Here is a 12,367-nt window from a genome sequence, read left to right on the forward strand (position 1 = left end):
GGCGTGTCACCCGAACGTGTGTTCGAATGCTCCAGGTTCGCCGCATACCTGCAAGCATGTCCGTCGAAACCTCCTCGCCTTCGAGGAGCGGCGTCCTCGACCGTTCGGCCTGGCCTACCGACTGCTCGGTACTGGAGAGCGTGGGCGAGCGGATCCGCGTGCTGCGGATCGTGGTGAATCCGGCCAAGCTCCGGTTTCCGGGGCGGCAGGTCGGCGGTCTGTCACATTCTGGAGGTCTCGCCGGGTCCTGAGGAGAGACGAACCGGAAGGAGCGAATAGTGAGTAGTCGAATCGCGGTGACCGGAGGTACCGGTCTACTCGGGGCCCTCGTGGTCGAGCGGCTGGCCACCCAGGGGGCCGAGGCGCGGGTGATCAGCCGCCGTCCCCGGCCGGCGGGCAGCCGGGACTGGGCCGTGGCGGACCTGCGGACCGGGCAGGGCGTGCGGGATGCGCTCGCGGGAGCCGACGTGGTCGTCCATTGCGCGACCGGGTTCGGCAGGCAGGCCGAAACCCAGCTCGCCCGCACCGTGGTGGACGCGGCCCGGCGCACCGGTCGGCCGCACCTGGTGTACATCTCCATTGTCGGCGTCGACCGCGTGCCCTTGGGTTACTACCAGGGGAAACTGGCGGCGGAGCAGCTGATCGAGCGATCCGGCCTGCCCTACACCATCCTGCGGGCCACCCAGTTTCACGACATGCTGCGTGCCATCTTCGCCAGGCTGGTGCGGCTACCGGTGATGCCGGTACCCGACATCCGGCTCCAGCCGATCGACTCCGGCGAGGTGGCCGATCGGCTCGCCGACATAACCACCGGTGAACCGGCCGGCCGCGTGCCGGACATCGGGGGACCGCGTGTCCAGCACGCCGGCGAACTCGCCCGGATATTCCTCCGCGCGACAGCACGCCAACGTCCAGTGCTGCCGATTCGCTTACCAGGCAACACTTTCCGCGCCTACCGAGCCGATGGGCATCTCGCCGCCGAAGACGCGGTGGGCACGATCACGTTCGAGGATCACCTTGCCGCCCACCATGCTCCATTGGGCACCGCATACCGGGACCGGCCCTGACTTCACTCGAACGTGTGTTCGATAGCCGCGATGGGTCTTTTTGTCGGTGGAGTACGCCATGATGCATGCGACCGGTGACACAGCGAGAGGGGAAGGTACCCGTGGGTTCGACAGTGCTCGCCACAGCAGCCGTGGTGGTTGCGTTGCTGCTGGCGGGAGCGGTCGCGCTGCTCTGGCGGCTGTACCAGGACGGCATGCGCAGAGCCGACGCCGCCGCGCGACAGGTCGACGCCGAGCGGGCACGGGTGGACGAGCAACAGGCAGCGCTGCGCAGGTACGAAGTGGCCTTCGCGTCGATCAGCGGTCGCGGTGAGCTGGGCGAGCAGGTGCTCGCCGAAACGGCTCGGGCACTGGGGCTGCGCGAGGGCCTCCACTTCACCCTGCAGACGGACCTGGCAGGAGGTGGCGGCGCGAAACCGGACATGGTGCTGCGGGTCGGCGGCGACCGCACCGTGCCAGTCGATGCGAAGGCGAGCATGGCCTGCTGGGCCGAGGCCGTGGAAACCGACGACCCCGGGGAACGGCTCGACGCGCTGCGGGTCCATGTCCGCAACCTGCGGTCGCGTGCTGCCGAACTCGCGGCGAAGGGATATCAGCGCTGGGCCGACGCGATCTACGGAACAGTGATGTTCGTACCGTCCGACGCCGCCGTCGTGGCGGCACTGGACACCGATCCGGAGCTCCTGCGTTGGCTGCTGGACCGGCGGGTGTTCCTGTGCGGACCAACAGGGTTCGCCGTCGTGGCCTCGGCGGCCATGTTCGCGGCGACGGAACGCACGCTGGTCGAGGACGTGGAACGGGTGCGTGCCCACGCCGCCTCGGCACACCGGTCGGCCGGCAACGCGGTGGACGCCCTCAACCTCTCCAGCACTCACCTGCAACGGTTCCTGTCGGCCCGGCGGCGGGAGCTGGAAGCGCTGGAGAGCTTCCGCGCGAGCGTGGCCCCGCTCACCGAGGCCGCTGCCAGCCCGGCCCCGGTGCCCGCGGTCAGAAAGGGGGACGAACTGGCAGCAAGTTGACATTCCACTGGTACAAACCAGTACGTGCCGCAGGGGTCCGCTGTGCCGGATCTCACGCTGACGGGTATTGCGTATCCGGACGTTGAGGAGTGGTAGCGAGATTCTGGGGTAAACGGGATACGGTGTTGCCTCGTGACCGCCACACGCGATCGCCGGAGCGATCCTGACGCCGAAGCTGATGAGGCGCTGATCCCTTGGGATGAGCGCGCCGTCCTCGGTGCCCGGCGCGGTGTGCCATGGTGGGGAGCGGTACTGCTCGCCTTCGGACTGGCAGCGCTGGGCGCCATCGTGGACTACCAGGTGTCGGACGCGCTGGGGGTGCTTTTCCAGGGCATTTACCTGGTCGGCTCGGTCGCGGCTGTCGGCGCGGTCCGCAGGCGCAACCTGTTCGGCCCGATGGTGCAGCCGCCACTGATCCTGGCTGTCACGGTCCCGGCCGTGGTGTTGATCGGCTCCGGGCTGCCGGCCAGCAGCGACATGCTCAGCAGGGCTCTCGCCATCGGAACGCCGCTCATCAACGCATTCCCGTTCATGGCGATCACCACCGGCCTGACCGTTGCCTTCGGGATCTTCCGGATGTACCGCGAACGGGACCCGGACGCGCAGGGGAAGGTCCGGGCCAAGGGCACTCGCACGGAGGACCAGCCCCGCGCCGGGGAGCGTTCCACCGGCAAGGGCAAAGGCGCGCCAGCGGCCAACGAGACACGGCAAGAACGACCGGCGAAGGCCCGCCCGCCCGAGGGCCGAGGCGACCCGGCACGCCGGAGCTCCAGCGCCGCCGGACCAGGTACGCCTGTTTCAGGTGCGGGACGCGAGGGGTCGGGGCGGCGACAGCGTCCGGACGAGCCACCACGCCGCGGACGGGAACGACCGGCCGACCGCGACGCGGGACAGTCCGGCGGCAACCCTCCTCGCGAGCAGGCAGGCCGCCAACCCCGGTCGCCGGGCGGACCGGGACCCGACGACGACCGGCGCCGCCGCGTCCGGGACTGGCCGGACTCGATCCCGGGGCCGAAACGCCCCCGCCGAACGCCACCCCCGGGCGAGGAACCGCCCCCCGGCAGGCCGGGCATGCCGCGTCCCGACCAGGGACCACGTCCGCCGCGGCGCGGCAGGCCGTGGGACGACAGCCCCAGCTGAGACCCCGCCCGGCTACACCATCAACACGCGCGGCCTCGTACCCGCGATCCCGTGCGCACAACACCGCCTCGCCGATCGCCCCGGCCACGGCGACGTTGTTGGCGTAAGCGCGACCCTGCCTGCATGAAAGGGACCACGTTCGACCCCGCAATCGCGGTCCGGCCACGCCGCCGTCGATACGTGCGGCCCCGCGCCTCCGGGAGCAACCCCGCATTACCCCGACGTCGTCGGCGCAGTGCGGCCGCCATGCCTGCATGAGAGACCGCATTGGGCCCAGGCCGGGCGGGCCCCTTGACTTGCTGAACCCGGGGTGGCCCTGGTTGCGGTTGCTGGGCCCTGGCGACCCAGTCGAGCAACTCCCTAGCGCACGCTGCTGCGTGCCGCGCCCGCCCCGGAGCGCAGTTCCCTCGGCAGCGCGAAGGAGATCTTCTCGTTGGCGGTCGTGACCTCCTGGACCTCGCCCCAGCCACGATCGGCAAGCCATTCCAGCAGTTCCATCACCAGAATGTCCGGCACGGAGGCGCCGCTGGTCACGCCGACGGTCTCCACACCGTCCAGCCAGGTTTCGTCGACCTCGCGGGCGAAGTCGACCAGGTGGGCATCACGGGCACCCGCCTGCAGCGCGACCTCGACGAGCCGCTGCGAGTTCGAGGAGTTCCCCGAGCCGACGACCAGCACGAGGTCACACTCGGCGGCCATGGCCTTCACCGCCACCTGCCGGTTCGAGGTGGCGTAGCAGATGTCGTCACTGGGCGGGTCGGAGATCTCCGGGAAACGTTCCCGAAGCTGCTCGACGCGCTCCATCGTCTCGTCCACGCTCAGCGTGGTCTGCGACAGCCACACGACCTTGGCAGGGTCGCGGACCTGGACCGTCTCGACGTCCTCCGGGGTGTCCACCAGCTGCACGTGCTCGGGTGCCTCGCCGGAGGTGCCCTCGACCTCCTCGTGCCCGGCGTGCCCGATCAGCATGATGTCGTAGTCGTCGCGCGCGAACCGGTTGACCTCCTTGTGCACCTTCGTCACCAGCGGGCAGGTGGCGTCGATGGTGCGCAGGTTGCGTTCCTCGGCCTCGGCACGCACGGCCGGCGAAACACCGTGGGCGGAGAACACCACGAGGGCACCTTCGGGCACCTCGGAGGTCTCGTCGACGAAGATGACCCCTCGCTCGCGCAGCGTGTCGACAACATGACGGTTGTGCACGATCTCCTTGCGCACGTAGACCGGCGGGCCGTGGAGCTCCAGTGCCTTCTCGACCGTGATCACGGCACGGTCGACCCCGGCGCAGTACCCACGCGGCTTCGCCAGCAGCACGCGCTTGCCACCGCTCTCGTGGGCGCCACCGCGCCCCTCGATCGCTACGCTGGTGGCAGGCTCTGTTCCGGGACTCGCTGCACTCATGCCAACAGGGTACGGGCTGGCGGGTATCGCAGGACGCGAGAGGACTTCATGGACTGCCCGACACGCATCAACTCGTTTGGCTGGGCAGGATCGATTCTGTGCGGCAGGCTTAGGGGCATGAAGCACCTCCCGTTCCCGCTACGGCTAGCCGCAGGGATCGCCGTGACGACCGCCGAGCGGGTTCGCGAACTCCCCAAGCATCTGACCGAGCTGCCGGTGACGGTCGCCAGCCAGGTCCTGCAGGCCTCGATGCGGGTCCAGCAGCACGTCACGGAGCTGGCCATCAAGGGAGACGACGCGCTGTCCACCCTGCGCCCTGTCGAGGAGCGGCCGAGCTGGGCGACCTTCGACGAGGAGGTCGAGCCGGCTCCCGGTGACCCGGCCCCGAACGGCAGGCGCGAGAGCGCCGCCTTCGACGACCCGTGGGTGGCCGAGGAGCGGGCACTCGCCGAGGACCACACCGACGGCGAGTTCGACAGCCCCGGCGCGCCGACCAGCGCGCCTGGCGGCCTCACCGACTACGACGACCTCACCCTCCCCCAGCTGCGCGCACGCCTGCGCCGTCTGTCCCTGTCCCAGCTCGAGGAGCTGCTCGCCTACGAGCGTGAGCACGCCAACCGGCCGTCCTTCACCGGCATGCTGACCCGCCGTATCGGCAACGTGCGAGCCACCCTCGACGAAAACGACGCCGAGGACTTGACCGAACGGTGAGCAGCGGGACCGAACCGGCCACCCGACCGTCGAGCCAGGCATCCAGCGCCGAGCATCCCTGGCCGGTCCGCACGGTCGCACGCAAGATCGCCGACTGGATCCACCGCCTCGGCGCGGTGTGGGTCGAGGGCCAGGTCACCCAGATCTCCGCGCGGCCGGGAACCCAGACGGCGTTTCTCACCCTGCGCGATCCGGCTGCTGACGTCTCGATGTCGGTGACCTCTCCGATGCGGCTTCTGCGCGACATCGATCCGCCGCTGCGCGATGGCGCTAGCGTCGTCATCCATGCCAAGCCGACCTTCTTCCTCGGCCGTGGCACGCTCAGCCTGCGCGCCAACGAGATCCGCGCGGTCGGCATCGGGGAGCTGCTCGCACGGGTCGAGCGGCTGCGCCGGTTGCTCGCCGCGGAAGGGCTGTTCGCCCTGGAACGCAAGCGCAGGCTGCCGTTCCTGCCCAAGGGGGTGGGCCTGATCACCGGCCGTGCCTCAGCTGCCGAGCACGACGTGCTGGTGAACGCACAGGCACGCTGGCCAGCGGTGAAGTTCCACGTCGTCAACACCGCGGTGCAGGGCGTGAACGCCGTCCCGCAGATCATGCGCGCACTGTCTACATTGGATGCCAATCCGGACGTCGACGTCATCGTCATCGCGCGCGGCGGCGGCAGTGTGGAAGACCTCCTGCCGTTCTCCGACGAGACGCTGTGCCGCGCCGTCGCCGCGGCGGGCACGCCCGTGGTGAGCGCCATCGGGCACGAGCCGGACTCCCCGCTGCTCGACCACGTCGCCGACCTGCGCTGCTCGACGCCGACGGACGCCGGCAAGCGGGTGGTTCCGGACGTGCGCGAGGAAACGGCACGCGTGCACCAGCTGCGTGACCGCGCCCGCCGGGCGCTGCACGGCTGGGTCGACACCCAGTGCCGACTGCTGGACCAGCTGCGTAGCCGGCCGTCGCTGGCCGACCCGCTGGGGCCGATCGAGCAGCGTGCCGCGGACATTCAGCTGCACACCGAACGAGCAAGACGCGCGATCCTCACCACGCTGTCGCACGAGCAGAGCGCACTCGCCTCGGCACGTGCGCGGCTGAGCGCGCTCGGTCCGTCGGCAACGCTCGAGCGCGGGTACGCGGTCGTGCAGTTCTGGGACGAGGCAGGCAACCTCCGGGTGCTCCGCTCGGTCTCTGAAGTTGCCGAGGGCAGCCCGCTGCGTGTTCGGGTGGCCGACGGCGCGATCAGAGCGACCACCCGCGCACCAGAGGAATAACGGCATGAACCACTGCGCGTTCCTTCCCTTGACCACCGACGCTGCTGTCCGCGCCTGTGCCGGCACAACCGGTGAGGCCCGCACGAGGGCAACGGTCGTGCGACATCGCGCCGCCGAGGCCGAGACGGCGGCCGCGCAGTGCTGGACGGCGTTGCTCGCCGGGTGCGATTCGGCTGGCCGCTGGGAGCTGAGCCCGCGCCTGCGCCGGCTCGCCGAGGCGACCTCGCTCTACGCGGGGAGCCACTGGTGGTTCGCGGAGGGCTCGGTGCATCGCCGCCGCGTGGCCAGCGCACAGACCAGTTTGGAGGACGCGATCGCAGACGGTGACGGCGGTGAGTTCGCCCGTGCGTTCGTCGGCTACGACCACGCCATGGCCAGCGCGGTAATGTGCGCGCAGAGCAGCACCCGCAGTGCCCCGCGAAACTCGGAGAGCGTGAGACGAACACCGTGAGTGAACCAGACGGCGAGCTGGCCGGACTCGGCTACGAACAAGCGCGTGACCAGCTCATCGAGGTCGTCCGCGGCCTCGAGGCGGGGGGTTTGTCCCTCGAGGAATCACTTGCGCTGTGGGAGAAAGGCGAACAGCTCGCGCGGTTGTGCGAAAAACATCTCGAGGGCGCACGCGAGCGAATCGAGGCTGCGCTGGCTACGGTAGAGAACGCGCGGGATGACGAGAACGCCGGGAATGCTGCGGGCCGTAACACCAACAGCGACTCGGAGTGACGTCCGCGACAATTGTGGGGGCGGTTGCTTCCACGGACCGTAATACAGGTTGACGCCGCGTCGACACCGCACCTGGGAGGCACTCATGAACGCCGCCAGCAAGTTCTCCAGCTCTCCGAGACGGGCTGAGGCACCGGATCGCAACCTCGCGATGGAGCTCGTCCGGGTCACCGAGGCCGCCGCCATGGCTGCGGGCCGGTGGGTCGGCCGGGGTGACAAGAACGGCGGCGACGGCGCAGCCGTCGACGCCATGCGCCAGCTCATCGGGACGGTCTCGATGCGTGGTGTCGTCGTGATCGGCGAGGGCGAGAAGGACGAAGCGCCCATGCTGTACAACGGCGAGAAGGTCGGCAACGGCGACGGGCCGGACTGCGACGTCGCGGTCGACCCGATCGACGGCACGACGCTGATGTCCAAGGGCATGCCGAACGCGCTGGCCGTGCTCGCCGTGACCGAGCGTGGCGCGATGTTCGACCCGTCCGCGGTGTTCTACATGGAGAAGCTCGCCGTGGGCCCCGAGGCCGCCGGTGCCGTGGACCTGGCCGCGCCCGTCTCGGAGAACATCCGCCGGGTCGCCAAGGCGAAGAACAGTGGTGTTTCCGACGTCACCGTGTGCATCCTCGACCGGCCCCGGCACGAGAACCTCGTCAAGGAGGTCCGGGAGGCGGGAGCCCGTATCCGGTTCATCAGTGACGGCGACGTCGCGGGAGCGATCGCGGCGGCTCGCCCCACCACCGGCGTGGACATGCTGCTGGGCATCGGCGGCACCCCCGAGGGGATCATCGCCGCCTGCGCGATGAAGTGCCTCGGCGGGGAGCTGCAGGGCAGGCTGTGGCCGAAGGACGACGTCGAGCGCGAGAAGGCGCAGGCCGCCGGGCACGACCTCGACCAGGTGCTGATGACGGACGACCTGGTGCGTGGCGACAACGTGTTCTTCTGCGCCACCGGGGTCACCGATGGCGATCTGCTGCGGGGCGCGCACTACCGGGCAGGGGGCGCGACCACCCAGTCGATCGTGATGCGCTCGAAGTCCGGCACTGTCCGGATGATCGACGGCTACCACCGGCTGACCAAGCTGCGCGCGTACTCCTCCGTCGACTTCGACGGTGCCGCAGACGACGACGTCATTCCACCGATCCCATGAGACGCGCGATGTGGAGCCGCATCGCGGCGGTCCCCATTGCGCTCCTGCTGCTCGCTCTGGGGATACAGCCCGCATTCGCGGCACAACGGTTCATCATTGGAGGCACCGGCGCCGACGAGGACTATCCGTTCATGGCGTCGTTGCAGCTGACCCCCTCGGGTCAGCACCTGTGCGGTGGCTCGCTGATCGCGCCGACCTGGATCGTCACCGCAGCGCACTGCGTGCAGGGGCGCGCAACGAACACACTCACCGCGCGGATCGGCAGCAGCGACCGCACGCAGGGTGGGGAGGTCGTACGGCCGGCCCAGTTCATCGTGCACCCCGACTACAACCCGGCTGCCGCGGGCGCTGACATCGCGCTCGTGCGGCTTTCCACGCCTGTGGACGCGACACCGATCGAGCTGGGCACGGAGACGTCCGTCGGCACTCAAACCCGGCTACTCGGCTGGGGGCAGACCTGCCCGACGCCGGGCTGTGGCACCGCACCTGTCATGCTCCGACAGCTGCAGACCACGATCCTGGCCGCGGCCAGGTGCACAGCGGCGTTCAACCCCTCGGTGGAGCTGTGCACGAACAATCCGGGTGGGAACCAGGGCGCCTGCTACGGCGATTCGGGCGGACCGCAGATCACACCGGTCGACGGCCGCTGGCGCCTGCTGGGCATCACCAGCCGGCCGGGGAACCAGGACACGACCTGCGCGACGGGACCAACGATCTACACCTCCGCGGTCGCGTACACGGACTGGATCAACGAACACGTAGAGGCGTCGCCGGCTTAGCGGGTCACTCGGCGTTGCTGGAGTGGCCTGGGAAGAGGTGCGCCTTCGGATCGAGCGCGACAGCGATGTTGTTGATCGCTGTCGCGGCCTCACCGAACCCGGTGGCGATCAGCTTCACCTTGCCTGGATACGCGGCGACATCGCCCGCGGCGTAGACCCGATCCCGCGCGGTCGCCATGGTGGAGTCAACCGCGATGGCCCGGTGGTCGATCTCGAGGCCCCAGTTCTCGATGGGCCCGAGGTCGGCCGTGAACCCGAGGGCCGCCACAACGGCCTGCGCGGGCAGCACCACCTGCTCGCCTCCCTTGAGCTGCAGCTCGACCTCGGCCAGCCGGTCGTCGTCGCCGCTGCGTAACGCGGTGACCTCGGCATCGGTGATGATGCGCGCGCCACCTTCACTGGCCTGGCGCACGATCGACTCGGCCGCGCGGAACTTCGCCCTGCGGTGCACGAGTGCCACGCTCGACGCGATCGGCTGCAGAGCCAGCACCCAGTCGAACGCGGAGTCGCCGCCGCCGACCACGACCACGTCCTGGCCGGCATGTACGTCGAGCGCGGGCACGAAATGCACGAGGCCACGGCCGAGCCAGCCATCGCCGGCCGGCAGCGGACGCGGGGTGAACTCGCCGATCCCCGCGGTGACGAGTACCGCGCCGGCATGCACCACCTCGCCGCCGTCGAGTGTCATCGTCAAGCCGGAGTCCGTGCTGGTCAGCGTCTCCGCCTTGCGCCCGAGCAGGTAGCTGGGGTTCCACTGGCCGGCCTGCTCGACCAGTCCCTTGATCAGGTCCCGGCCGCGCACGGCGGGAAAACCACCGACGTCATAGATCATCTTCTCCGGGTACATGGCGGTGACCTGGCCGCCTGCCTCCGGCAACGAATCCACGATCGCCATCGACAGGCCGCGGAAACCCGCGTAGTACGCGGCGAACAGCCCGGTAGGTCCGGCGCCGACGATGAGGACGTCGACGGACAACTCCGTTGGCGAGCCCATTGGCCCACCGCCCTTCCGCCAGTGGTGGGTGGCAGTCTCCGAGTGCGATCTTAGTGCCCAACGACACCGGGCGGGCGGGATCTTGCTGCGCCAAACTGGCGTCATGGCTGAACAGGAATACCGGATCGAGCACGACACGATGGGCGAGGTGAAAGTCCCCGCCAACGCCCTTTACCGCGCGCAGACGCAGCGTGCCGTCGAGAACTTCCCGATCTCCGGCCGCGGTCTCGAGCGCACGCAGATCCGCGCGCTCGGCCTGCTCAAAGCCGCCGCCGCCAGGGTGAACGCCCGGCTCGGCGTGCTGGACGCCGACGTCGCGGCGGCGATCGCCGCTGCTGCCGACGACGTCGCCGATGGCAAATACGACGAGCACTTCCCGATCGATGTGTTCCAGACCGGCTCGGGTACCTCGTCCAACATGAACGCCAACGAGGTGATCGCCACGCTCGCCACGCGGGCACTCGGCCGGGACATTCACCCGAACGACCACGTCAACGCCTCGCAGTCGTCCAACGACACGTTCCCGACCACGATCCGCGTCGCCGCGACCGAGGCGGTGCTCACCGACGTCATCCCGGCTCTGGAGCACCTGGCGACCGTGATCGAAACGCGGGCAGCCGACTGGCGGGACGTCGTCAAGTCCGGCCGGACACACCTGATGGACGCGGTGCCCATCACGCTCGGCCAGGAGGCGGGCGCCTGGGCTGCGCAGGTGCGTTTCGGCATCGAGCGGCTGCGCAGCGGCCTGCCCCGGCTCGGAGAGCTGGCCATCGGCGGCACTGCCGTCGGCTCCGGCCTGAACGCGCCCGTGGGGTTCGGCTCCGCAGTGGCCGCCGAGCTGGCGGCGGCGACGGGCCTGCCGCTGTCGGAGGCGCGGGACCACTTCGAGGCGCAGGCCGCGCAGGACAGCGTGGTGGAGACGTCCGGCAACCTGCGCACGGTCGCGGTGTCGCTGAACAAGATCGCCAACGACCTGCGCTGGCTGGGCTCCGGCCCGCGGACCGGGCTGGCCGAGCTCGCGCTGCCGGACCTGCAGCCGGGTTCGTCGATCATGCCGGGCAAGGTCAACCCGGTCATCCCGGAAGCGACGCTGCAGGTGGTGGCCCAGGTAATCGGCAACGATGCGGCGGTGGCGTTCGCGGGCGCGCAGGGCAACTTCCAGCTCAACGTCAACCTCCCGGTGATCGCACGCAACGTGCTGGAGTCCGCGCGGCTGCTGGCGGCGGTGTCCCGGCTGCTGGCGGACACGGTCTTCGCCGGGCTGACCGTGAACACCGAGCGCACCCGCGCCTATGCCGAGGGCTCGCCCTCGATCGTGACACCGCTGAACGCCTACCTCGGCTACGAGGAGGCCGCGGCGGTGGCGAAGCAGGCACTCAAGGAACTGAAGACGATCCGCGAGGTCGTCATCGAACGTGGCCATGTCGCCAGCGGCAAGCTCACCGAGGAGCAGCTCGACGAGGCCCTCGACGTCCTGCGGATGGCCCGCGGGGGCCGCTGAACCGCCGGTTCGCGCCGCCCTTCGAGCCGCAGGCGGCAGGTACTGCTCACGCGAAGGCGCGCTCTGCTCGGCACGCTCCGCCTCCGGCTCATCGCGCGCGAACCAGCGGGCCCGTGCGCTCGGCACGGCGGCCCGGCGTCGGGGCACCGTGGTCGATCCTGCCGAGCAGGACGGTGAGCAGCGCACCCGCCAGCAACGGCAGATGAGTGCCGAGCCTGGCCCAGCTGACGTGGGCCCACACCACGTCGAGTACCGACAGGAGCACCAGGAAGACCGACACGGTGACCAGCACCGGCAACTGGCTGCGCGCCCGGCCGGGGCGCGCTGCGGCCCACAGCAACGCCACGCCGACAGCCAGGTTGAACGCCGCCGTCTCGTGCAGCAGGTGACCGGTCGCATGCGCCGGCTTGACGGCGAGGAACTGGCCGAGTACCACACCGAGCTGGCACAGCCCGGCCACCGCGACCGCCACGCGGAGCCACATCCGTCGCCGCGCACGCCGGGATGGCCGGAACCCGGCGAGGGCACGCTCAGTCAGGTCGGGAAGATCCCATGCCGAGGCCGCCGAGGTGTGCGGGTGCGCGGTCGGCACCCATCCGCTCGCGCGTCTTCCGCGCCCGCGACGACCTCAC

14 protein-coding genes are annotated in these 12,367 nt (G+C 70.0%); 11 read left to right on the plus strand and 3 right to left on the minus strand.

Features of this window, described 5'->3' with window-relative positions; translation table 11 throughout:
* Positions 1-56 precede the first annotated feature (56 nt).
* The 4 genes from ABZ863_RS24910 (at position 57) to ABZ863_RS24925 (ending at position 3,226) form a co-directional block, all read left to right on the plus strand.
* Positions 57-251, plus strand: a complete 195-nt coding sequence (locus ABZ863_RS24910; protein ID WP_358539950.1) for a hypothetical protein — start codon at positions 57-59, stop codon at positions 249-251.
* Positions 252-278: 27 nt separating this feature from the next.
* Positions 279-1,067 (plus strand): NAD(P)H-binding protein, encoded by a 789-nt coding sequence (locus ABZ863_RS24915; RefSeq protein WP_358539953.1) that lies wholly within the window; start codon positions 279-281, stop codon positions 1,065-1,067.
* 101 nt (positions 1,068-1,168) lie between these two features.
* A complete protein-coding gene (locus tag ABZ863_RS24920) occupies positions 1,169-2,086 on the plus strand; it encodes a DNA recombination protein RmuC (RefSeq protein ID WP_358539956.1) in 918 nt (305 codons plus the stop codon).
* A gap of 132 nt (positions 2,087-2,218) precedes the next feature.
* A complete protein-coding gene (locus ABZ863_RS24925) occupies positions 2,219-3,226 on the plus strand; it encodes a DUF6542 domain-containing protein (protein ID WP_358539959.1) in 1,008 nt (335 codons plus the stop codon).
* Between the two features lie 360 nt (positions 3,227-3,586).
* Here the strand turns inward: ABZ863_RS24925 and ABZ863_RS24930 are convergent, their stop codons facing one another.
* Entirely contained in the window at positions 3,587-4,624 is a 1,038-nt protein-coding gene (locus ABZ863_RS24930) for a 4-hydroxy-3-methylbut-2-enyl diphosphate reductase (RefSeq protein ID WP_358539962.1), read from the minus strand.
* A 117-nt stretch (positions 4,625-4,741) separates the two neighbouring features.
* Here ABZ863_RS24930 and ABZ863_RS24935 point away from each other — a divergent pair, with 117 nt between their 5' ends.
* The 6 genes from ABZ863_RS24935 to ABZ863_RS24960 all read left to right on the plus strand — a co-directional run bounded on the left by ABZ863_RS24935 (position 4,742) and on the right by ABZ863_RS24960 (position 9,240).
* Entirely contained in the window at positions 4,742-5,335 is a 594-nt protein-coding gene (locus ABZ863_RS24935; protein WP_358539965.1) for a lipid droplet-associated protein, read from the plus strand.
* The gene (xseA, locus tag ABZ863_RS24940; protein WP_358539968.1) at positions 5,332-6,594 is read left to right on the plus strand and encodes an exodeoxyribonuclease VII large subunit; all 1,263 of its coding nucleotides are present in this window, start codon (positions 5,332-5,334) and stop codon (positions 6,592-6,594) included. The genes ABZ863_RS24935 and xseA overlap by 4 nt, the downstream gene beginning before the upstream one ends.
* Positions 6,595-6,598: 4 nt before the next feature.
* Positions 6,599-7,045 carry a hypothetical protein gene (locus ABZ863_RS24945; RefSeq protein ID WP_358539971.1) on the plus strand — a complete coding sequence of 149 codons (447 nt, stop codon included), beginning with the start codon at positions 6,599-6,601 and terminating at the stop codon, positions 7,043-7,045.
* Entirely contained in the window at positions 7,042-7,317 is a 276-nt protein-coding gene (locus ABZ863_RS24950) for an exodeoxyribonuclease VII small subunit (protein WP_358539974.1), read from the plus strand. The genes ABZ863_RS24945 and ABZ863_RS24950 overlap by 4 nt, the downstream gene beginning before the upstream one ends.
* 85 nt (positions 7,318-7,402) lie before the next feature.
* Positions 7,403-8,461 carry a class II fructose-bisphosphatase gene (gene glpX / locus ABZ863_RS24955; RefSeq protein WP_358539977.1) on the plus strand — a complete coding sequence of 353 codons (1,059 nt, stop codon included), beginning with the start codon at positions 7,403-7,405 and terminating at the stop codon, positions 8,459-8,461.
* A complete protein-coding gene (locus ABZ863_RS24960; protein ID WP_358539980.1) occupies positions 8,458-9,240 on the plus strand; it encodes a serine protease in 783 nt (260 codons plus the stop codon). The genes glpX and ABZ863_RS24960 overlap by 4 nt, the downstream gene beginning before the upstream one ends.
* A 4-nt stretch (positions 9,241-9,244) precedes the next feature.
* Here the strand turns inward: ABZ863_RS24960 and ABZ863_RS24965 are convergent, their stop codons facing one another.
* The gene (locus ABZ863_RS24965; RefSeq protein ID WP_358539983.1) at positions 9,245-10,234 is read right to left on the minus strand and encodes an NAD(P)/FAD-dependent oxidoreductase; all 990 of its coding nucleotides are present in this window, start codon (positions 10,232-10,234) and stop codon (positions 9,245-9,247) included.
* Between the two features lie 103 nt (positions 10,235-10,337).
* Here ABZ863_RS24965 and ABZ863_RS24970 point away from each other — a divergent pair, with 103 nt between their 5' ends.
* Entirely contained in the window at positions 10,338-11,735 is a 1,398-nt protein-coding gene (locus tag ABZ863_RS24970) for a class II fumarate hydratase (protein WP_358539986.1), read from the plus strand.
* 88 nt (positions 11,736-11,823) lie between these two features.
* On the opposite strand, the gene ABZ863_RS24975 is transcribed toward ABZ863_RS24970, so the two are convergent.
* On the minus strand, positions 11,824-12,327 hold the full coding sequence (locus tag ABZ863_RS24975; RefSeq protein WP_358539989.1) for a hypothetical protein: 504 nt from the start codon (positions 12,325-12,327) through the stop codon (positions 11,824-11,826).
* Between the last annotated feature and the right edge of the window lie 40 nt (positions 12,328-12,367).

The sequence above is a fragment of the Saccharomonospora sp. NPDC046836 genome, from assembly GCF_040645195.1.
Taxonomy (GTDB): domain Bacteria; phylum Actinomycetota; class Actinomycetes; order Mycobacteriales; family Pseudonocardiaceae; genus Prauserella_A.